Consider the following 21,500-nt stretch of genomic DNA (forward strand, 5'->3'; position numbering starts at 1 on the left):
CTTTTTTTGTATAGCGAGACTGCTCCATGCCACCCACCCGCGTCCTGATTGCCCTGCTGTTCACGATCCAGCTTGTGTCCATGGGCGCCATGGAAATGAGCGGGCCGTTCTGGCCGGTGCATTTGCGCCAACTGACCGACTCCGACACGCTGTTCAGCTTCGCCAGCATCGCCGTGTACGTGGGGCCGATGCTCGGCATCCTGTTGACCAGTGCGTTCTGGGGCCGTATCGGCGATCGCTACGGCCACAAGCTGATGATGATTCGCGCACTGGCAGGCCTGACCCTGACGCAACTGGGGCTGGCCCTGTTCAGCGACCTCTGGGCGATCCTGGTGCTGCGTTTTCTGCAAGGCGCCTGTGCCGGCTACATCGCCCCGGCCCAGGCGTATGGCGTGAGTATCGAGGTGCCGTCACGGCGTGCACGGCTGTTCGCACTGCTGCAGATTTCCACCAACGTCGGCTCGTTGCTCGGCGCCGTGGTTGGCGGCTTGATCCTCGACCATGCGACGTTCTTCTGGATCAACCTCAGCGCCGCCGCGCTCTGTGCGGTGTGCACAGTGATTGCAGCGCTGACCTTGCCGAACGTGCCACCGGTGAAGAAAACCACAGCCCCGTCAACGGGCGGCACCTGGCAGGCCTCGGCCTTGCTGCCGCTGCTGACGGTGATGGGCATTCTGCTGCTGGCGCGGATGCTGCCGCAGACCTCGTTCGCGCTGTATGTGAGTACAACGTTCACCGTCAGCAACGCCCTGGTCGGCCTGTGCTACGGCTTGCTGGCCCTGGGTTTTATCCTGTCGGCCACCGCCTGGGCGCGCCACTTCGAAGGTCGCAGCCAGGCAGACAGCTTGCGCCGCCTCACCTGGGTGGTGGCCGGCTGCATCGCGCTCACCGCCCTCGCCGGCCTCACCCGCAACCCGCTGGTGTTTGTGGTCGCCTATTTTGTCTGGGGCGTATTGCTGGGCGCGACCACACCGGTACTGATGGCGCTGGTTTCAAAAACCGCCGACAGCGCGCAGCAAGGCCATGTGCTGGGGATCGCCCAAGGCACCGCGCAATTTGCCTCGATTGTGGGCATCTGCGCCGGCGGCCTGCTCAGCCAGGCCTATGGCTTGGCGTACACCTACCTGTTTGTGTGTGTGGCCTATGCCGCGGCGCTGATTGCGATTCTCGCGTTGCGCAACCGACGGGTTTGCACTTAGCATTGGGAATACTTCTCAATTGCACGGTTGCGCGCCATGAGCGAAAGCCTTCCCGCCGATAACACCCCTCACCTGCGCGCAATCGAGGCGCTATACAGCGGCCATCACAGCTGGCTGTACGCCACGCTCAAACGCAAACTCGGCAATGCCATGGATGCGGCGGACCTGGCCCAGGACACCTTCACCCGTATCCTGGCCTCACAGGTTACCGTGATCGACCAGCCACGCGCCTACTTGAGCTGCGTAGCCAAGGGCATTCTGGTCAACTGGTACCAGCGCAAGGCCCTGGAACGTGCCTACCTGGAAGCGCTTGCCAGCGTGCCGGCCCACGAGGTGCCGTCGCCGGAAGCGCACTTCCTGGTGCTGGAGACCCTGCACGAAATCGACGCGATGCTCGACGCGCTGCCGCCGCTGGTCAAGCGTGCGTTCCTGCTGTCGCAGCTCAACGGCCTCAAATACCAGGACATCGCCGAGCAGTTGGGCGTGTCGCTGATCACCATCAAGCGCTACATGAAACAGGCACTCGTTCAGTGCCTGATGCGGGTGGAATAAGTGCTCAGCCTGGGCAAGGAACCGCCGCTGCCCACCGACGCCCTGGAAGAAGCCGCCGAGTGGCTGATGCGCCTGAGCGAGAACGAATTGAGCGCCAGCGAACGCGCCGAGTGGGAGCGCTGGAAGGTCAGCAGCCCCGAGCGTGGCCGTGCCTGGGCGCGCGCGCAATTGCTGCAAAGCAAGCTCGGTGGCCTGCCGCCGTCCCTGGCGATGTCGGCGCTGGACCGCCCCAGCAACCCGCAGCGCCGCGAAGCCCTTGGCAAACTGGCCTTGTTGCTGGCGGTAATGCCGGTGGGCTGGGGCAGTTGGAAGCTGGCGCAGTCCCAGCAATGGAGCGCCGACTACAGCACCCGCATCGGCGAGCGTCGCGAACTGACCCTGGCCGACGGCTCGCATCTGACCCTCAACACCGAGACCGCCATCGACGTGCGGTTCGACACCCAGCAGCGCCTGGTGAGCCTGCGCGAAGGCGAACTCCTGGTGCAGACCGCACAAGACGCATCCCGCCCGTTTCTGGTCAGCACCCGCCAGGGCCATCTGCAGGCGCTGGGCACGCGCTTTACCGTGCGCGAACTGGGCCCGCGCACGCATCTGGCGGTGCTTGAGGGCGCGGTCAAAGTGATGCTGGCCGACAATAGCCAGAGCGCGCCATTGATCGTCAACGCCGGGCAACGTACGGACTTTTCCGCGCAACAGTTCGGCGCGCTCACCCCCGCCGACCGCAATGTGAGTGCCTGGACCCAAGGCATGCTGATGGCCGACAACATGCGCCTGGCAGACTTCGTCGCGGAACTGACCCGCTATCGGCGTGGCTTCGTGCGCTACGACCCGGCCATTGCCAACCTGCGTATTTCCGGGGCCTTCCCCATCGCCGATACCCAGCGCACCTTGAACATGCTGGTGCAAACCTACCCGGTGCGCGCCAGCGGCCATTTGAATGGCTATTGGGTCAGCCTGTCGCCAGCTTGAGGCGGCGCAAAAATAAAACGCGGTGCGGCTGATACTTTTTTCGCGCTCGGCTGGCAAACACTCAAACCCCTTTTCCCTTTCGTCCATAGGGCTGCCCTCCATGCTTGTGATTCGCAGCGCGCTGCTCAGCCTGGCCCTGGCCGGTGCCGCCCTGGCGGACGTGCCGGCGCAATGGGACAGGGTGACGGTGCGCGCCTACCACATCGACCCCGGCCCGCTCGGCGCCACGTTGTCGAGCTTTGCCGTGGACGCCGGTATTGCGCTGTCATTTCTCCCGGCACTCACCGAGGGCCTGACCAGCCCAGGCTTATCCGGCCGTTACTCGCCCCAGGAAGCGGTCACGCACCTGTTGGCCGGCAGCGGCCTGGACATGGTGCAACGCAGCGACGGCAGTTACACCCTGGTGCCGGGCCAAGTCACGCTTTCGGACATCACCGTCAGCGCCCCCGAGCCACGCGCCAGCGACCTGCCCCCGCTGTATGCCGGCGGCCAGGCAGCCACCGGCGCGCGCCTGGGCATGCTGGGCAATACCGACGTGATGGATGCCCCGTTCAGTGTCAGCGCCTACACCGCCGCGCTGATCCAGGACCAACAGGCAGCCACCGTGGGCAATGTGCTGGAGCGTGATTCCTCGGTGCGCTCCACCGGGCAGACGGGCGGGATTGTCGACTCGTTCTTCATCCGCGGTTTCCCGGTGGGTGAAGGCAACCTGGGAGAACTGGCGTTCGATGGCGTGTACGGCGTGGCCTCCAACTACCGGGTGTTTACCGACTACGCCGAGCGTATCGAAGTGGTCAAAGGCCCCGGTGCGCTGCTGTACGGCATGTCACCCAACAGCGCGGTAGGCGGCGTGATCAACGTGGTGCCCAAGCGCTCGCTGGATGAAGACCTGACCCGCTACACCGCCAGCTACACCCAGGACGCGCAGGTCGGCAACCACCTCGATATCAGCCGGCGCTTTGGCGACGAGCGCCGCTTCGGCGTACGCCTCAACGCTAGCCTGCAGAACGGTGACACGGTGGTCGACCAGCAGTCGCGCGATGTCGGCATTGGCGCGCTGTCCCTGGACTACCAGGGCGAACGCCTGCGCACCAGCCTCGACCTGATCTCCCAACAGGAGAAACTCGACGCCGCCTCGCGCCCCTTCCTGATTGCTGCCGGCGTCGACGTCCCCTCCGCCGCCAACGGCCGCACCAACGTCAGCCAGGACTGGGGCTGGTCGCGCACGCGAGATAAGTCCGCGCTGCTCAGCGGCGAATACGACCTCACCGACGCCGTCACACTGTTCGCCCATGCCGGGGGCGGCAGGTCGGCAGTGGCGCGCATGTCCGACCAGACGCCGACCCTCATCAACGCCGCCGGTGACACCTCGTCAATCCCCGGTTATTACCGTTTCAAGGTGCAGCGCTACACGGTCGACGCCGGTGCGCGGTTGCGCTTTGAGACCGGGCCCATCAGCCACAGCAGCACCGTGCAGGTCAGCCGTTATCGCGATGAGCTGTCGCGGGGGATTATTTCCGGGGTCCCGGTGCTGTCCAATCTCTACCACCCGGTCGACCGGCCAAAGCCTGTGATTGCCAAGCCCGCCACGCCGACAGTATCGACCAGTGAACTGTCCGGCGTGGCCATCGCCGATACGTTGTCGGTGCTCGACCAGCGCGTGCAAGTCACCGTCGGCCTGCGCCAACAGCGTATCCAGTCCAGCAACTACAACAGCGCCGGCGTGGCCACCAGCACCTACGACGACGCCAAGGTCACGCCGCTGTTCGGCGCGGTGCTCAAGCCCTGGGAGCATGTGGCGTTCTATTACAACTACCTCGAAGGCCTGAGCAAGGGTGACGTGGCGCCTTCCAACGCGGCGAACGCCGGTGAGGTGTTTGCACCTTACGTGTCCAAACAGCATGAACTCGGGGTCAAGGTCGACTACGGAACCTTCATGGCGACCCTGGCGCTGTTCCAGATCCACAAGCCCAGCGGCGAACTGGCCGCCGGGCGCTTCTCGGTACAGGGCGAACAGCGCAACCGTGGCCTGGAGTTCAATGTGTTGGGCGAAGTCGCCCACGGCACGCGCCTGCTCGGTGGCGTGACCCTGCTGGATGCCCAACTGACCAAAACCGCGATTGCCACCAACAGCGGCAACACACCGGTGGGCGTGCCCGACGTGCAAGCCAACCTGTGGGCCGAATGGGACACCTCATGGGTCGAGGGCCTGACACTCACCACAGGCGCGATCTATACCGGCAGCCAGTACGTCAACCAGGCCAACACCCAACAGCTCGATGCGTGGACCCGCTTCGACATCGGCGCACGCTACAGCACGCGTATCGGCGAGCACCCGACCACCCTGCGCGCCACGGTGCAGAACCTGTTCGACCGCGAGTACTGGTCAGGCGTCGCCTCCTACGGCGCGTTTTCCCAAGGCTCGCCGCGCACCCTCCTCCTCTCGGCCACGGTCGATTTCTGACATCTGCAAGGGCTTGATTCATGATCTGCATTGTTCGACGTTGCCACCTTCTAGCGGCGCTGCTGTTCACCGGGTTGTTGGGGGCTAGCCTGCCGAGCATGGCGGCGCTGACCACCGTCACCGATCTGCTTGGGCGCCAGGTCAAGGTCAAGCTGCCGGTGCAGCGGGTGATTCTTGGCGAGGGCCGCCAGCTGTACCTGGTGGCGGCGCTGGACACGCAAAACCCGATTGAACGGATCGTTGGCTGGCGCAAGGACCTGATCCAGTCCGACCCAGACACCTATAACGCTTACCTGCGCAAGTTTCCCGCCATCGCCAAGATCCCCACCTTCGGCGGTTTTGAAGACGGCACCTTCGATATCGAGCAGGCCATCTCGCAACGCCCCGACGTGATCATCCTCAATATCGAGGCGCAACATGCCACCGAGGATGCGCGCTATATCGAGAAGCTCGATGCCTTGGGCATCCCGGTGGTGTACGTGGACTTTCGCAACCAGCCGATGACCAACACCGAGCCGACCATGCGCCTGTTCGGCCGGTTGTTCGGCAAAGAACAGCGGGCCGAGGATTTCATTGCGTTTCGCAACCAGCAGATCCGCCGCGTGACCGACGTGATTGCCGCGCAGCAACCGGCGCGCCCGTCCGTGTTTATCGAGCGGATCGGTGGCTACACCGATGACTGCTGCCTGAGTTTTGGCAATGAAAACTTCGGCCTGTTCGTGCAGATGGCCGGCGGCGACAACATCGCCAAAGGCATTATTCCCACCACCTTTGGCCAGTTGAACCCCGAACAGGTGATCGTGGCCAACCCCGACCAGGTCGTTGTCACCAGCGCCAACTGGGAGGCGTTTGCCCCGGGTGGGCACTGGGTCGGCGTGGGGCCGGGTGCCGACATGGCCCAGGCCCGAGCCAAGCTGGAGTGGTACACCCGACGCCCCGCCTATGCCGGCATCAAGGCCCAGGGCCCGCAAGCCTTCCACGCCATCTGGCATCAGTTCTACAACAGCCCGTATCAGTTCGTGGCGATCCAGCAACTGGCCAAGTGGTTTCATCCCGACCTGTTTGCCGACCTGGACCCGGACGCCGCGTTTCGTGAATTACACGAACGCTTCCTGCCGGTGCCTTACGAACCAGGTTATTTCGTGAGCCTCAAGCCATGAGCGCCCCGACCTACCGCAGCCTTGTCATGCGCAAACGCCTGATTCTGGTTGCCCTGGCGTTGCTGTTGCTGTGCAGCGTGCTGCTCGACCTGGCGCTGGGCCCGGCGCGCTATAGCCTGAGCGAAGTGCTCGGCGCGCTGCTCTCGCCAAACAACGCCGCGCCGCAAGTGCGTGTGGTGATGTGGGATATCCGCCTGCCCGTCGCACTGATGGCCGTCGCTGTCGGCGCGGCGTTGTCCCTGGCCGGCGCTCAGATGCAGACCATCCTCAATAACCCGCTGGCCAGCCCCTTTACCCTGGGCATTTCTGCCGCCGCCAGTTTTGGCGCGGCCATGGGCCTGGCGTTTGGAGTGGCGTTGTTTCCGCTGGCGGCGCAGTACATGGTGCCGGTCAACGCGTTCATCATGGCGATGCTCTCGGCGCTGCTGATCCACTTCCTGAGCCTGCGCCGTGGGGTGACGGCCGAAACCATTGTGCTGCTGGGCATAGCCCTGGTCTTTACCTTCAACGCGCTGCTGGCGCTGGTGCAGTTTTTCGCCACCGAACAAGCCGTGGCAGCCGTGGTGTTCTGGACCATGGGCAGCCTGACCAAAGCCACCTGGCCCAAGCTTGGGGTGATCTGCCTGATCATCCTGATCACCCTGCCGATTTTCGCCAAGCGCGCCTGGGCCCTCACCGCCCTGCGCCTGGGTGACGACAAGGCCGCCAGCTTCGGCATCAACGTGCGCAGCCTGCGCTTTCAAACGCTGATCATGGTCAGCCTGCTCGCCTCGTTCCCGGTCGCCTTTGTCGGCACCATCGGCTTTATCGGCCTGGTGGGCCCGCACATCGCGCGCATGTTGATCGGCGAGGACCAGCGCTTCTTCCTGCCCGCCTCGCTGCTGACCGGTGCGCTGATTCTGTCGGTCAGCTCGGTGGTCAGCAAAACCCTGATTCCGGGGGCGATTTTCCCCATAGGCGTGGTTACGTCACTGATCGGCGTGCCGTTCTTTATATCCCTGATCCTGGGCGGCAAGAAAAACTCATGGTAAGTCTCCAGTTGAAAGACCTCGGCGCCCGCTACGGCCAGCGCACCATCATCCGCGAAGTGAACACCGCAGCCTTCGTCGGCGGCCAGGTGGTGGCGGTGGTCGGGCCCAACGCTGCCGGTAAATCCACCCTGTTCAAGCGCATGGCCGGGCTGATTGACGGGCCAGGCGAGGTGCTGCTGCAAGGCTCGCAAAAAGGTGCACAAGCCATCAGCTACATGCCCCAAGGACTGAACGCCAGCGCCCGGTTGACGGTGTACGAGTCGGTGCTGCTGGCGCGCAAACAACTGACGCCGGGGTGGGTGGTGCAAGACGACGAACTGAAGTTGGTCGACGAAATACTCAGTGCCCTGGGCATCACCGGCCTGGCCTTTCGCAACCTCGGTGAACTCAGCGGCGGCCAACAACAGCTGGTGTCCATCGCCCAGACGCTGGTGCGCGAACCCGACGTGCTGCTGATGGACGAACCCACCAGCGCCCTCGATATGCATCGCCAAGTACAAGTACTGGACTTCATGCGCACACTGGCGCGCAAACGCGAGGTGATTGTGTTTATCGCACTGCATGACCTGAACCAGGCACTGCGCTTCGCCGACCAGGTGCTGGTCATCGCCGACGGCACAGCCCAGGGCAGCGGGCCGAGCCATGCGGTGATCAACGAAGCGATGCTGCGCGAGGTTTACCAGGTACAGGCACGCATCGAGCGCTGCAGCCGGGGGCAGGCGCATATTTTGATTGATGGGGTGGTGTGAATAGGCCCTGCGAAAGCATGGGTATCCACGATGCGAAGCGAGCCGCTGTTGATCTTGCTCTTGACCTGCTTTTGATCTTGATCTCAAGCGCCCCGTTAAACCACGCTGGCCGAACGCAGGCTTGAATTCGTGGGTAACCCGGCAGGACGCCGGGTTAGCCGCCCCGCGCCATGGATGGCGCGTGGCGGCGGCCCACGGATTCAAGCCTGCGTTCGGGCACACCGAGCCTAAGCGAGGTGCCGAGTGGTGGGGCAAGAGCCCTTTGGTTACTTTGGGCTGGGCCGGCATTCCGGCTCTTTTCCAAAGTGACCCGCCGTCAGGCGGAACCCTAAGTGGCCGTTACCGCAGGAATGGATATGTACTCGGTATAACAGTGTTGCCTGTCAGGCCGCCTTCGCGAGCAAGCCCGCTCCCACAGTTGGATCGTGGGGTGTCAGGTAGATAGGTGTCGACTGTCAGGGCGTCATCGCAGGCAAGCCAGCTCCCACAGAGGGATCGCGGGGTGTCAGGTAGATTGGTGTCGGCTGGCAGGCCGTCATCGCAGGCAAGCCAGCTCCCACAGAAGATCACGGCACATCAGCCAAAATCTCGGATCAGCCACCGCTTCTATCGCTCAATCCTCGCGAATACTTGCCTGATCCTCCGACTTATCGCCCACCGGGATAGATACCCCTTGCGCCGTGGTCTAGAGTCCAACCATGCGCGCGTGGCCAAGATGAAACCGGTTCTCAACCCCGCCGCCATAACCCGTCGCCCATGAGCGACACCAGGGCATGCCACCGCGCACGTCCCTGATAAGAAAAAGCACCACCAACCGATGATCAGCAGGTGAGCCCGCATGGAATTACGTATCAACCAAAAGGCCTATCAGGTCGATGCCGAAGCCGACACCCCGTTGTTGTGGGTGATCCGCGATAACCTGGGCATGACCGGCACCAAATACGGCTGCGGCCTGGCCCAGTGCGGCGCCTGTTCGGTGCTGGTGGACGGCAATGTGGTGCGCGCCTGCGTGACGCCCGTGGCTGGCGTGGTCGGTCGCGAGATCACCACCATCGAGGCCGTGGAGGCCGATGACGTGGGCAAGCGTGTGGTGGCGGCCTGGGTCGAACACCAAGTGGCGCAATGCGGTTACTGCCAGTCCGGGCAGGTGATGGCCGCCACCGCGCTGCTCAAGCACACCCCCGCGCCGACCAAGGCGCAGATCGACGCGGCGATGGTCAACCTCTGCCGTTGCGGCACTTACAACGCCATCCATGCCGCCATGGATGCCTTGGCCGCCGGGAAGGAAACCGCCTGATGAATACTAACGAGATCATTCCGGGCGTTACCCTGGGCGAACCGATCAACCTGTCCCGTCGCCGCTTCCTGGCCAGCACCGCCGTGGGCGCGCTGGTGATCGGCTTCGGCTTGCCGCTGGGCACCTCCCGCGTGCAAGCCGCGACCGGCGCCGCCGCTGAACGCGGCACTCAAGTGCCCGCCTTCCTGGAGATTCGTCCCGACGGCAGCGTGCGCTTGCTCAGCCCGTTCATGGAAGGCGGCCAAGGCACCCACACCGCCATGGCGCAGATCGTCGGTGAAGAATTGGATGCCGACCCGGCCACGTTCATCGTCGAAGCGGCCCCGCCCGGCGAAGCCTACGTGGTGATGGAAAATGGCATGCGCATCACCGGCGGCAGTATGTCGGTGCGCATGAGCTACCCGACCATGCGCCGCCTCGGCGCCCTCGCCCGTGCGATGCTGATGCAAGCCGCCGCAGAGCAACTGCGTGTACCGCTCAGCGAGCTGACCACCCAGCCCGGACGCGTGGTGCACGCCGCTTCCGGCCGGTCCCTGGGCTACGGCGAATTGGCCGGACGCGCCCTGGATATGCCGGTACCCGACCCGGCCAGCATTACCCTGCGCGACCCGAGCCAGTTCCGCTGGATCGGCAAGCCGGTCAAGCGCCTGGATGCCTATGACAAATCCACCGGCAAGGCGCTGTACACCATCGACCTGAAAATCGACGGCATGCTCCACGCGGCGGTCCAACACGCGCCGCGTTTGGGCATGACCGTGGGCAGCCTGCGCAACCAGGCGCAGGTGCAAGCCATGCAAGGCGTGCACTCGGTTCACACCCTGCCCGGCGCCGTGGCGGTGGTAGCCGAACGTTGGTGGCATGCCAAGCGGGCCGTCGAAGCCATCCAGGTGGAATGGCTTGAAGCCGCCGCCGACTCCACTGTGCGGGCGATGCCGGCGGATTTTTCCAGCGACAAGTACCGCGACTTCCTGGCCGCCCAGCAAGGCCCGGCCCGCGATGACGAAAACGAAGGCGATGTGCCCGGCGCACTGGCCAGCGCCAAGACCCGTGTCGAAGCCACCTACCACAACCAGTACCTCAACCATGCCCAGCTGGAGCCGCCTTCAGCCCTGGCACGCTTTAACCCGGACGGCACGCTGGAGGTGTGGCTGCCTAACCAGGCGCCGGATATGTTCCGTGCCGACATCGCCAAACGCACCGGCCTGAGCACTGAGCAAATCACCCTGCACTCACCGCTGCTGGGCGGCTTCTTTGGTCGGCATTTCCTGTATGACTCCGCCAATCCGTACCCGCAGGCCATTGCGCTGGCCAAGGCAGTGGGCAGGCCGATCAAACTGATCTGGAGCCGTGAAGAAGAGTTCGTGCGCGATGTGTTGCGCCCGGTCGCCGTGGTTAAGTTCCGCGCCGCGCTGGATGACAAAGGCCTGCCTGTGGCCATCGAAGCGGTAAGCGCCACCGAAGGCCCCACCGAAGCCATCGCTGGCAAACAGGGCGACGCCATCGACCCTACCGCCCTGGAAGGCTTGTCGGGCAAGAGCTACGCGATCCCCAACAAACGCATCGCGCAGATCTATGTCAAAGGCCCGGCCATGCTCGGTTACTGGCGTTCGGTGGGCAACTCGCTCAATGACTTTTTCTACGAAGCGTTCCTGGACGAACTGGCCGACAAAGGCGGCCATGACCCCTATGAACTGCGCCTGCACCTGCTGCGCGACAACCCGCGCCTGACCACCCTGCTGCAGGCGGCCGCCGAGCTGTCTGGCGGCTGGAAGCGTGGGCCTTACACCGCCGAAGACGGCACCCGCCGTGCACGCGGCGTAGCCATGGCTTCGCCATTTGGCTCCCATGCAGCGGTGGTGGCCGAGGTGTCGATCGAGAACGGCCAGGTCAAGGTTCATCACATCTGGCAAGCGATTGACCCGGGCAGTATCGTCAACCCGGCGATTGTGGAGGCGCAGGTCAACGGTGCCGTGGCCTTGGGCCTGTCGCAAACCCTGTTGGAGGAAGCGGTGTACGTGGATGGCAAGCCACGGGCGCGCAACTACGACCTTTATCCGGTGCTGCCGCCTTCGCGTATGGCGCAGGTCCACGTGAAGATCGTAGAGAGCGGCGAAAAGATGGGTGGCATCGGCGAACCGCCGTTGCCGGCCGTGGCCCCTGCCGTGGCGAATGCCGTGGCGCAGTTGACCGGCCAGCGCATCCGCAGTCTGCCTTTGAGCCGCTACACCTTCAGCTAACCGACAGGGAATGCCCATGAATAACCGCCGATTCGCAAGAACCGCAGGGTGGCTGGTGCTGCCCTGCGTGGTCGCCGCCGGCCTGCTGGCCTGGTATGTCACCCGCGAGCCTGCCTCGCCTTTTGAACAGCAACAGGCCACGAGTTTCGACCCCGCCTTGGTCAGCCGCGGCGAATACGTCGCCCGCGTGAGTGACTGCGTGGCCTGCCACAGCCTGCCAGGCAAGACGCCCTTCGCCGGCGGCCTGGAAATGGCCACGCCGCTGGGAGCGATCCACGCCACCAACATCACCCCCGACCGCGAGCATGGCATCGGCACCTATAGCCTGGCCGACTTCGACCGCGCGGTGCGCCACGGCGTGGCGCCGGGTGGGCGACGGCTCTACCCGGCCATGCCCTACCCGTCTTACGTCAAACTCAGCGATGACGACATCCAGGCCCTGTACGCATTTTTCATGAAAGGCGTGCAACCGGCCAATGAGCCCAACCTGCCCAGCGGCATTCCCTGGCCGCTCAACCTGCGTTGGCCCATCGCCCTGTGGAACGGCGTGTTCGCACCGACCGCGACCTATGCTGCCAAGCCAGGCCAGGATGCGCTGTGGAACCGTGGCGCGTATATCGTGCAAGGCCCCGGCCACTGCGGCAGTTGCCACACGCCACGCGGGCTAGCGTTCAACGAGAAAGCCCTGGACGAATCCGGCGCGCCATTCCTGGCCGGTGCCCTGCTCGACGGCTGGTACGCCCCCAGCCTGCGTCAGGACCACAACACCGGCCTGGGCCGCTGGAGTGAGGAACAGATCGTGCAGTTCCTCAAGACCGGTCGCAACCAGCATGCCGTGGTCTATGGCTCGATGACCGAAGCCTTCAACAACTCCACGCAGTTCATGCAGGACGATGACCTGGCCGCGATCGCTCGCTATCTCAAGTCACTGCCCGGCGACCCGCAGCGTGACGGCAGCCCCTGGCAGTATCAAGCAGTCACGGCGCGCTCGGAGGCCCCCGGCGCCCACACGTACGCCACCCGCTGTGCCTCCTGCCACGGCCTCGACGGCAAAGGCCAACCCGACTGGATGCCGCCCCTGGCCGGCGCCACCTCGGCCTTGGCCAAGGAAAATGCGTCCGCAATCAACATCACCCTTAACGGCTCGCAACGCGTGGTCACCGCCGGCCTGCCGGACGCCTACCGCATGCCAGCGTTTCGCGAGCAATTGTCCGACCAGGAAATCGCCGACGTGCTGAGCTACGTGCGCGGTACCTGGGGTAACCACGGCGGCGCGGTCGATGCGAAGGCCGTAAGCAAGTTGCGCGGGCATACGGACCCGGCGAGCAGCAGCCCGATTATTTTGCATATGCGTTGAGGACCAGGCAGTGCAGCGCTTGTGGCCGTTGATAGGCCCAAGGGTTGCACTGCCTCTGAGCACAGGCAGCGAAACGACTGGTATTTCCGAAATGGAGCATATAGCCAAATAGTTTTCTGCCCCACTGGCGAGCAATCGGTACCGCGACTAACCTCCCCCTCAGTATCAGAAAGGAATCACCCAGCAGCCACGGAGGCTAACCCCCGCTAAATATGATCCAACTGCCCACGTTATCGAACGTTATAAATGGATTATCCAATCTACTCGTTGTTGTAGGTCAGTGCGCGAAAACAGGCTCACTCACTTGACAGTAATCAGTAAATAGGGCGCGAGGCGACCTATTTGATTTCTGCGTCTCCCATTGCCTCTAAGCAGTGCAATTCGCGCCCTTAATAAACACGTCTTATCGCCACGCAAAAAGGCGCAGGCGTGCTCATATAAAATTATTGCTTCAGCAGGAGATAACCATGAGACAAGTTCAAAAAATCACCGTCAATAACAAAGGCGGTTACGTGTTTAACTTCAAGGTTCAATGGCTCAATAGTGACGGCAAGTGGTACACGTCCCAATGGAGTAGCGGTGACTATCCGGTGGCGCAATCTCGGACCACGCCGAATCTGGAAACCATCGGCGTGCCTTCAGACGCGCTGGCCGTCACGGTGTATGGGCATGCACTGGCCGGGTCATCAGGCCAAGGCACGCCGTTTGTGGGGTTTGCCGCAAACGGCCAGATCGCGACCTACGATGCGGTAGGAACAACCCTCATCGGCTTTGCGATTAACTTGATCGAATAAATCAAGTTCTTTACCACGGGGTATCCGGCCCCCACTTTTCGTTACTTGCCGTTGGAAGTTGGCGCCGGCTTTCTTTTTTACTCTCAACTCACCTGACGTTAAAAACCACGTAACAGGAAACCAACATGAAAAAAGTCGAACGCATTGGTTGCCTTAACAGCGGCATTTTTGTCATGAATTTTTCGATCCAATGGCTTGATTCGGCCGGCCAATGGCATACCTCCGATTGGAACAGTGGCAACTTCGAAAATGGTTTGTACAAGGTCAGCCCTTCACTTGCATTGCTCGGTATTCCCGCGGATGCAATTGGCGTCGCGCCTTATGTGTCCGCCGTCGCAGGCATCCAGAATCAAGGAGAACCTTTAGTCAAGTCAGCGAATAATGGCAGGCTGGCCGCCTATGAAGTCACGGGAACAACCTTGAATTTCAAGGTCCAGCCACTCCCATGGAAAAACTGGGCTCAGAACATCGTCGACACCCTGGAAATCGACGGTCAATACTACTTCTCCCCAACCCATCTCGCAGAGCTTCAAGACATCGTTCGCCAAACCGGCGCGGCAGGCGCGACAGTACGCGTATCGGGCCAACGACATGCGCAACCGGCCTTGGTTGCCGAAGACAATCGCATCGCCCCAAACCCCCACCGCTGGCTCATCGACCTCGCCTGTTACGCAGACTTGGGCCCGAACGGGGATGACTCTATTGTGCTGGGCAGCACCCCGAATACGATCACCGTAAACACGGGTGTGCGCGAGGATGAGTTGGATGCCTTCCTGACCGCCCATGACTTGATGCTCAAGACCGCGACCGCCGGTGGCTTCTTCAGCCTGGGGGGCATGACCGCTGTCGATGTCCATGGCGCAACCATCCGCGCACCGATTTTTGCCGAAACCGCTTCGGCGTTCACCCTCATGGGGCCGGACGGCCAGGTGCGGACCATTGACGCACAGACGCCTGCAGTCGACGGATGGTCGCCTTTGCAATTTGCACGCGTCTCCCTCGGTGCGTTGGGCATCGTCACGTCAGTGACCCTGGATGTATTGCCCCGCCCATGGGCCACCACCTTGAACCCAGGTAAAGACACCAACGTTGTCTGCGCTGACGAGTCAACCTTCATCGCCCGGTTCAAGGCGCTGCTTACGGACCATGACCGCGTCGAATCCTTCCTCAATCCCTACACCGACAATTTCCTGATCTTGTGGTGGGACGTGGTTGCTTCCCCTGCCACCCAGGTTCCCAACCTGAAGACAAGCGTACCGAATGCCTGTGCCCTGGCGGGAGAGAATGTATTCGGGGCGCCCTACCTGATACCGTTTGAGCCCATCATCGAGCCGCCCCTCATCGCCGCCCAGTATGGCAATAACACGACAACGACGAGTGCGATCATTGACGCAGGGTTCCTGACGATCGAAACGCTCTTTGATCAAGCCGCGGCGGTTTATTCAGACTTGTGGCTGACCAAGGCCTCACGCGTTATTTTCATGTCGTACTTTATCGAGCTGCCGGCTCTGGATGACGAAGGCCTCAGTAAAGCCTGGCAAGGGCTCGACGCCGTAAAGGCACGGATCAAGAGTACCAGCGACTTCCTGGTGGTTGCCCCGCTGGAGTTTCGCTTCGTGCGTGGCGGGGACACAGCATTGGCCGGGACGTACACGCAGACCCCAGACGCTACCTTCGTGAACCTGGATCTTATCGGTTACGTACCCGCTGTGGCGGCGTCTGACTACCCGGATCGCCTCCTGCACTTTTTTGCGGATATCGAACGAGACTGGGTTGCCCTGGGTGGCATGCCGCACACCGGCAAAATGTTCGGTTTTTACAACCCGGCTCAACCCTCGGGAACTTACTCTGAGCCGTTCAACCCGGACTTCCTGAAGGACCTCGCACAGCGCCGCAGCGAGAGAACTGCGGCCTTCAACGCCTTTCGCAAGGCCTGTGACCCAGAGGGAGTGTTCCACAACCACTTTGTCGCGACGCTGCTGGGAGACGCTCCGTAGCAGGGATCTATAAGATGCCCCGCGCTTGCCTGTGAACGCATCGACTCGGTTTGTCTGATGTACCGAGGTGTTTGCATCGCAGGCAAGCCCCACATTGGTTATGTGGCGCCCACAGGATCAACGCCTGGCACAGGGCCCCTGTGGGAGCGGGCTTGCCCGCGAAGTTGGTGTGTCAGTCACTGCATCGTTAACTGAACCACCGCTATCGCAGGCAAGCCAGCTCCCACATTCAGCAATGAGCATCAATGATATAGGCGGCGGCTGGCAGGCCGCTCTATTTGCTCTCGTCCGCCTTGCCCTCCTGCATCTGCACTGACGACTGGGTGCCACTGTTGTTGTCTTTGGTGGCGTTATCGGCGTTGTCAAAACAGCCGTGCAGCATGAACGCGCTGCACAGGCCCAGGCACATATAGAGCTTCTTCATGATCGTTCACCTATTGGCGAGTGAGTGATATCGGCGTGACGAAAGCACGACCCGTCCGCCCATACCCTATCTGTCTGGAACAGAAGCGCTGGCGTTCAAAAAAAAGCCCCTTGGCTGACGAATGGGGCCGCGTGTTATTCAAACGGGATCACCGAGATCTTGCCGTTGCGCTCAAGAATCGCGAAGCGGATCTGCTTGAGCTCGACAAGCCCTTGGGTGGACCGGGCCGCCTCGAGGATATCGCCCTCGTCCAGCCGCGCATGCTTGAGGCGTTTATGCAGCACCTGGCCTTGCTCGACCAGCACGGTCGGCCCCCCATCAAGCACCCGTGCGAACCAGGCTGAACGCTGCTTGGCCAGCGAGAAGCCGATGTCGATGGCAATCAGGGTGGCGATGACCAGCACGGCGTTGGTCATCGAGAAATCCTCGCCCAGCAACGCCTGTTGGGTGGCTTCGCCGATGACCATCAACAGCACCAGGTCAAAGGTGGTGAGCTCGGCCAGTGTGCGCCTGCCGGCGACCTTGAACAGCACCAGCAGCACCAGGTAAATCGCCACAGCCCGCAGTACAGAGTCCATGGTTGACCCTCGCAACAGTGAATGGGAAACGACCGATTCATACGGATTAGGTGACCACCCCACCGCTCAGGTTCATTCTTTCGACGCGCCCCGGCCACCATCTAAAAAGATGATGGTTTCGGCGCAACTGAAGCGTTGAAGTGATCGAAATTTCGACAGCAACCCAGTTGATATAGAGGTGTTTGAAGCGGGTCACACCTCTATATCGATCACGCTGAAGAAGGAAACCCCTGTCATGAACGACTCACAACGCGCCTGGGAATTGGCCATGGTGCTGATTGCCAATGGCCGGATCCCCTTTGACCCCGCCAACCCGAGCGGGTCGGTGAAGATCCTGTCCAAGCATTTGCAAGCACTGGAAGAAGCACTGCGTGAACAGGCCACAGACGCCGCCACACATGAGCGCCTGGGCAAGAACAGCAGCCGCAGGCCCTCATTGGTGTGTGCCGACTAGGCGTCAGGCTTGGGTGCGGTTACAGCCGATCCGACTCGGCAACTGGCCCTGCCTGGCCTTCAGCGCGGCTTGCATCGCTTGCGGCAAGGTGCTCCAGAACGTCAGCCCCGAGCGCTCTTCGACGTGATCCACGGTGACCTGGTAATCACAGAAGTCTGCGCCCTTGGGGGTTTCCTGGTTCATCACGAACGAGGCGTACAGGCCCGTTTGCGGCGAGCTGCCGACCACGATGATTTTCCAGTAGCCACTGGGGATGGTGTGCACTTTGTTCGTGCCCGGCAACGAGCCGACAAAATGCTCATACAGCGGCCCGGTAGCCACATACACCTGATCGACGCCTGGCTCCTTGCTGAGGTTGCGCTCCTGGTCTTCCAGGCGCGCCCACGGCCCCTGGTTGAGTTCGGCTTTTTGCGGGGTGATGTTCGACAGGTAGTTAAGCGTTTGCCAGTCGGCCACCCCAGCCATTGACGCCAGGTTGGCCTGATGCCCACGGTCGATTTTGAGCGCGACGTTGGCGCCGTTGTAATCCACCGGGTCCAGGGTTTCCCCGGCTGGAATATCCGGGTCGGTGCGCCAGTCACGGGAACGCCCGCTGGCCGCCGTGGCTTTGGTGATTTTGTAGGAGACCCAATTGGCAAACTTGGTCGAGCCGTTGTTGTTCAAGGTGTAGGCCAGGCGGTTCAACGTCACTGGGCTGCCGCCTGTGGGGCAACCAACCGCGCAGTTATCGAACGACAAGGGTGGCGCCGGGACGACGACGGACTGGCGTGTGGGTGTGGTACAGGCGGCCATCAACGGGATCAACGAAAACGCCAGGTACTTGAACGATGTGCTTCCTTGCATGGTGTTACTCCTTGGGATGAATCTCTTGAAAGATCAAAATGGCCTCGGCCGATGCGCGTCCTGCGCAAGCCGAGATGACCATTGAATCACATAAACATTTCTAAACAACGACAGCAATCAGGCCGACGAACGTAACTCCCGCGCGCGCCATCGCAGCCATAACTGTGCTATCCATAACGCCGCCCTTAGGCGAGCGATAGCACCACCTTATCAATGCACAAGGAACTTACACATGAGTGAGAAACCGGCAATTGTCTTGGTCCATGGTTTTTGGGGCGGTGCGGCGCACTGGAATCGGGTGATTATCGAACTGCACAACAAGGGCTATACCGATTTGCATGCGGTGGAGATGCCGCTGACCTCGCTGGCCGACGATGCAGAACGTACCCGCAAGATGGTTGCGCAAATCAAGGGCCCGGTGTTGTTGGTGGGGCATTCCTATGGCGGCGCCGTCATCACTCAAGCGGGCAACGAACCAAATGTCGCAGGCCTGGTGTACATCGCGGCATTCGCCCCGGATGACGGCGAAAGCCCTGGCGGCATCACCCAGGAACATCTGCCCGAAGCCGCCCCTAACCTGGCGCCTGATAGCGACGGTTATCTGTGGGTCAAGCCTGAACGGTTCCACGACAGCTTCTGCCAGGACCTGCCCCGGCAAGAAGGCCAAGTCATGGGGGTTACCCAAAAGGCCCCGCTGGCCAGCACCTTTGGCGATGTGGTCAGCAACCCGGCGTGGAAGAACAAACCGTCGTGGTATCAGATTTCGAGCCAGGACCGCATGATCCATCCCGACAACCAGGCACGCATGGCCAAACGCCTGGGCACTCGGGAAACCCTCACACTGGATGCCAGCCACGCCTCCCTGGCGTCCAGACCGGCAGAAGTCGCTGCGTTTATCGATAAGGCGGCGTGTTCGCTGTCGTGATGATGTAATCAAGCTCGGGGGGGGTAATGAAGTGTTTAAACAGAGGATGCTCAACGACCATGACTGAATACCTTCTGCCCCCCGCTGCCCCACACTGGCTGATCCGCCAAGCCACCCCCGACGATGTGCATGCTTTGGTCGCACTGGATGCCTACGCAACCGAGCATGCCAGCCGTCGTGTGTTTATCTATGACGCCGTGGTTCGCCAGCAATGCCTGGTAGCCGCTGACGCTAACGTGTGCGCCGGCTACCTGGTGCTCACCCACGATTTTTTCAACCATGGGTTTATTGCCCTGGTGGTGGTTTCACCGCTGTACCAGCGCCAGGGCGTCGGCCTTCGTCTTCTGGCAGCGGCCGAAGCGGCCTGCAAAACGCCCAAGCTGTTCGCGTCGACCAATGCCTCCAACGGCGCGGCGCAGGCCCTGCTGACGAAAGCCGGCTTTATTCCCAGCGGACAGATCGAGAATCTGGACGATAACGACCCTGAACGTGTGTACGTCAAGTTCATTCGCTGACCCTCAGGCAATGCCTTTTGTAGGAGCGAGCTTGCTCGCGAAAAACTCCCAGGCACTGCACTTCTTCAGGGAGCACGCGTTATCGTTGAGGTTTTTCGCGAGCAAGCTCGCTCCTACAGAAAGCAGAAAGCCTTCTGCGCGGGCAGGAACCTTTTCTTGAATGGGCAATCTGTGGTTCACCCTTTTGAACCGAATGAGACCCTGCGCATGCTTGTGAAAAAAGCCGTCCTCTGCCTTGCACTGCTAAGTGCGGGCTTTATCGCAGGCTATGCGGCAAAACCCACCCCGCAGCTGCAAGTCACCGCTGGCCAATTAATGGAGTGCGGGGAACTCATGATCCCGACGCTGGGGATGTGAGTCGGTCCGCGGGATGCACGTTGAACCCATTGCGCCCAGCCGCCTTCGCGCCGTAAAGCGCTGTATCCGCAGCCTCCACCAGACCCAACACCGGCTCCAGCCGTGAGCCCACGCTCGTCGCGATACCGATACTCACACTCACGTGCCCGAAGGGGCTGCCTGGGTGTGTGATGTTCTCCTGCTGCAGACGCGAAAGAATGCGTTGCGCGACCACCGCAGCCCCTGCGTTGTCAGTCGCGGGCAGGATAATCGCCATTTCTTCTCCGCCATAGCGCGCCACCAGGTCCGACGGTCGCCGCACGCACGTTTCCAACAACGTGCTGACCGCCTGCAAGCACGCATCTCCCGCGACGTGACCAAAGGCATCGTTAAAGCGTTTGAAATGGTCGATATCGAGCATCAGCAATGCCAGCGACGTACCTTCGCGCTGCGCCCGACGCGCTTCCACGGCCAGCGTTTCATCAAAACAGCGGCGGTTGGCCAGGCCGGTCAGCGCGTCCTTCTTCGCCAAGAGTGCCAACTGCCGATTGGAGTCGAGCAACTGCTGCTGGGCGACGCGTAACGCCTCTTCCGCCGCCGTACGCCTGCGAATATCCAAGATCAGGAACCAGCCGATCAGACCTGTCAGCCCCAACAGCCCCGCCACCACGACCGCTGACAGCGCCGCCTCGATGCGCCACGCCGCGAGGGCTTCGTGCTTGCCCAACGCGACGGTGGTGATCAGCGGCAGGGTTTCGCTTTTGCGAAAGGCATAGAGCCGCTCTACCCCGTCCAGGCTGGAGGTATAGGCCGCAGTGCCCACCGGTTGGTCGACCAGGTACTTGGAATAAATAGGCGAGGAGGAAAAGTTGCGGCCCATGTCCTGCTCGCGGAAGGGGTAGCGCACCAGCAACGTGCCGTCGGCGTAGGACAGGCCGATGGCACCCTCCTGGCCTACATCGAGTTTGCCGAATACCCGCAGAAAGTTTTCCACCCCCAGGGTCACAGCGACCACGCCAGCGAAGTTGCCCGCCGCGTCGTTGAAACGGCGGCTGATGGTCACCACCCATTCATGGTTGGCACGGCTCTGAATCGGCGGGCCAATAAAAGGTTCAGCACTCGGATCGTCGCGATGGTGGATGAAATAGGCCCGATCACTGCTATTGGCGCCCTCTGGGATCGCGCGATTGGAAGACAGCAACCACCGGCCCTGATGATCATAAATGGTGATGCCGCTGAGCTGCGGCATCAGCGGCTGCTGGCGGTTGATCAGCGTACTGATTCGCTGGATTTGCACCGGGCCACTGCCTTCGGTTTCCAAACGCTCAACCAGCCCCAGCAACAACAACGAGCTTTGCCGCACGATGCCTTCGGTATAGGTGGTAAGCGCCTGCGTCAGGTTCAAGCCATGCACATCCACTTCCGCCAGCGCACGGTCGCGGGAAGACAGGACTTTCCAAATCGTCAACGAAGTCAGGGAACAGCCGATCACCAACAGCAACAGCATCACAAGACGGGTATCACGCTTCACGTCAGCACCTTAAGGAAGTCCGGTTTCCATTCCAGCCATCATTCGAACGTCGGTACTCACAGGGGAAACCGGTTCCAGAGTGCCAGCA

General features: G+C 61.9%; 20 protein-coding genes. 16 read left to right on the forward strand and 4 right to left on the reverse strand.

Going from position 1 to position 21,500, the window contains the following annotated elements; translation table 11 throughout:
- Positions 1 to 26: 26 nt before the first annotated feature.
- The 12 genes from CRN80_RS26340 (at position 27) to CRN80_RS26405 (ending at position 15,806) form a co-directional block, all read left to right on the forward strand.
- Positions 27 to 1,199: an MFS transporter gene (locus CRN80_RS26340; protein ID WP_098951965.1), complete on the forward strand. Its 1,173-nt coding sequence runs from the start codon at positions 27 to 29 to the stop codon at positions 1,197 to 1,199.
- A gap of 36 nt (positions 1,200 to 1,235) precedes the next feature.
- The gene (locus tag CRN80_RS26345) at positions 1,236 to 1,751 is read left to right on the forward strand and encodes a sigma-70 family RNA polymerase sigma factor (RefSeq protein ID WP_032892325.1); all 516 of its coding nucleotides are present in this window, start codon (positions 1,236 to 1,238) and stop codon (positions 1,749 to 1,751) included.
- Complete coding sequence (locus tag CRN80_RS26350) at positions 1,752 to 2,720, forward strand: FecR domain-containing protein (protein WP_032892326.1); 969 nt, start codon at positions 1,752 to 1,754, stop codon at positions 2,718 to 2,720.
- Positions 2,721 to 2,820: 100 nt separating this feature from the next.
- Entirely contained in the window at positions 2,821 to 5,184 is a 2,364-nt protein-coding gene (locus CRN80_RS26355; protein ID WP_032892327.1) for a TonB-dependent receptor, read from the forward strand.
- Between the two features lie 20 nt (positions 5,185 to 5,204).
- Complete coding sequence (locus CRN80_RS26360) at positions 5,205 to 6,344, forward strand: ABC transporter substrate-binding protein (RefSeq protein WP_098951967.1); 1,140 nt, start codon at positions 5,205 to 5,207, stop codon at positions 6,342 to 6,344.
- A complete protein-coding gene (locus CRN80_RS26365) occupies positions 6,341 to 7,375 on the forward strand; it encodes an iron ABC transporter permease (RefSeq protein WP_098951968.1) in 1,035 nt (344 codons plus the stop codon). The genes CRN80_RS26360 and CRN80_RS26365 overlap by 4 nt, the downstream gene beginning before the upstream one ends.
- Positions 7,369 to 8,124 (forward strand): ABC transporter ATP-binding protein, encoded by a 756-nt coding sequence (locus tag CRN80_RS26370; RefSeq protein WP_098951970.1) that lies wholly within the window; start codon positions 7,369 to 7,371, stop codon positions 8,122 to 8,124. Before CRN80_RS26365 ends, CRN80_RS26370 begins: the two co-directional genes overlap by 7 nt.
- A gap of 838 nt (positions 8,125 to 8,962) precedes the next feature.
- On the forward strand, positions 8,963 to 9,421 hold the full coding sequence (locus tag CRN80_RS26385; RefSeq protein WP_014718046.1) for a (2Fe-2S)-binding protein: 459 nt from the start codon (positions 8,963 to 8,965) through the stop codon (positions 9,419 to 9,421).
- Positions 9,421 to 11,658: a molybdopterin cofactor-binding domain-containing protein gene (locus CRN80_RS26390; protein ID WP_098951974.1), complete on the forward strand. Its 2,238-nt coding sequence runs from the start codon at positions 9,421 to 9,423 to the stop codon at positions 11,656 to 11,658. Before CRN80_RS26385 ends, CRN80_RS26390 begins: the two co-directional genes overlap by 1 nt.
- 16 nt (positions 11,659 to 11,674) lie before the next feature.
- Complete coding sequence (locus tag CRN80_RS26395; RefSeq protein ID WP_098951976.1) at positions 11,675 to 13,015, forward strand: cytochrome c; 1,341 nt, start codon at positions 11,675 to 11,677, stop codon at positions 13,013 to 13,015.
- 467 nt (positions 13,016 to 13,482) lie between these two features.
- On the forward strand, positions 13,483 to 13,809 hold the full coding sequence (locus tag CRN80_RS26400; protein WP_044272568.1) for a hypothetical protein: 327 nt from the start codon (positions 13,483 to 13,485) through the stop codon (positions 13,807 to 13,809).
- A gap of 125 nt (positions 13,810 to 13,934) precedes the next feature.
- Positions 13,935 to 15,806, forward strand: coding sequence for a D-arabinono-1,4-lactone oxidase (locus CRN80_RS26405; RefSeq protein ID WP_098951977.1), 1,872 nt, complete (start codon positions 13,935 to 13,937; stop codon positions 15,804 to 15,806).
- A gap of 274 nt (positions 15,807 to 16,080) precedes the next feature.
- Here the strand turns inward: CRN80_RS26405 and CRN80_RS31315 are convergent, their stop codons facing one another.
- Positions 16,081 to 16,230, reverse strand: a complete 150-nt coding sequence (locus CRN80_RS31315; protein WP_003190489.1) for a hypothetical protein — start codon at positions 16,228 to 16,230, stop codon at positions 16,081 to 16,083.
- 134 nt (positions 16,231 to 16,364) lie between these two features.
- Positions 16,365 to 16,808, reverse strand: a complete 444-nt coding sequence (locus tag CRN80_RS26410; protein WP_014718042.1) for a DUF421 domain-containing protein — start codon at positions 16,806 to 16,808, stop codon at positions 16,365 to 16,367.
- Positions 16,809 to 17,043: 235 nt separating this feature from the next.
- On the opposite strand from CRN80_RS26410, the gene CRN80_RS26415 reads away from it, so the two are divergent.
- The gene (locus tag CRN80_RS26415; protein WP_032892334.1) at positions 17,044 to 17,262 is read left to right on the forward strand and encodes a hypothetical protein; all 219 of its coding nucleotides are present in this window, start codon (positions 17,044 to 17,046) and stop codon (positions 17,260 to 17,262) included.
- A 3-nt stretch (positions 17,263 to 17,265) separates the two neighbouring features.
- Here the strand turns inward: CRN80_RS26415 and CRN80_RS26420 are convergent, their stop codons facing one another.
- Positions 17,266 to 18,105, reverse strand: coding sequence for a DNA/RNA non-specific endonuclease (locus CRN80_RS26420; RefSeq protein ID WP_098951979.1), 840 nt, complete (start codon positions 18,103 to 18,105; stop codon positions 17,266 to 17,268).
- A 232-nt stretch (positions 18,106 to 18,337) separates the two neighbouring features.
- On the opposite strand from CRN80_RS26420, the gene CRN80_RS26425 reads away from it, so the two are divergent.
- From CRN80_RS26425 to CRN80_RS31050, 3 genes are all read left to right on the forward strand, one after another.
- Positions 18,338 to 19,030, forward strand: a complete 693-nt coding sequence (locus tag CRN80_RS26425) for an alpha/beta hydrolase (RefSeq protein ID WP_056784109.1) — start codon at positions 18,338 to 18,340, stop codon at positions 19,028 to 19,030.
- 59 nt (positions 19,031 to 19,089) lie between these two features.
- Complete coding sequence (locus CRN80_RS26430; protein WP_032892337.1) at positions 19,090 to 19,545, forward strand: GNAT family N-acetyltransferase; 456 nt, start codon at positions 19,090 to 19,092, stop codon at positions 19,543 to 19,545.
- A gap of 156 nt (positions 19,546 to 19,701) precedes the next feature.
- Complete coding sequence (locus CRN80_RS31050; RefSeq protein WP_138183580.1) at positions 19,702 to 19,902, forward strand: hypothetical protein; 201 nt, start codon at positions 19,702 to 19,704, stop codon at positions 19,900 to 19,902.
- Here the strand turns inward: CRN80_RS31050 and CRN80_RS26435 are convergent.
- Positions 19,877 to 21,412 (reverse strand): sensor domain-containing diguanylate cyclase, encoded by a 1,536-nt coding sequence (locus CRN80_RS26435; protein ID WP_098951981.1) that lies wholly within the window; start codon positions 21,410 to 21,412, stop codon positions 19,877 to 19,879. The two genes, CRN80_RS31050 and CRN80_RS26435, sit on opposite strands and share 26 nt — an antisense overlap.
- Positions 21,413 to 21,500 lie beyond the last annotated feature (88 nt).

The organism is Pseudomonas sp. FDAARGOS_380 (assembly GCF_002591235.1).
Taxonomy (GTDB): domain Bacteria; phylum Pseudomonadota; class Gammaproteobacteria; order Pseudomonadales; family Pseudomonadaceae; genus Aquipseudomonas; species Aquipseudomonas salmasensis.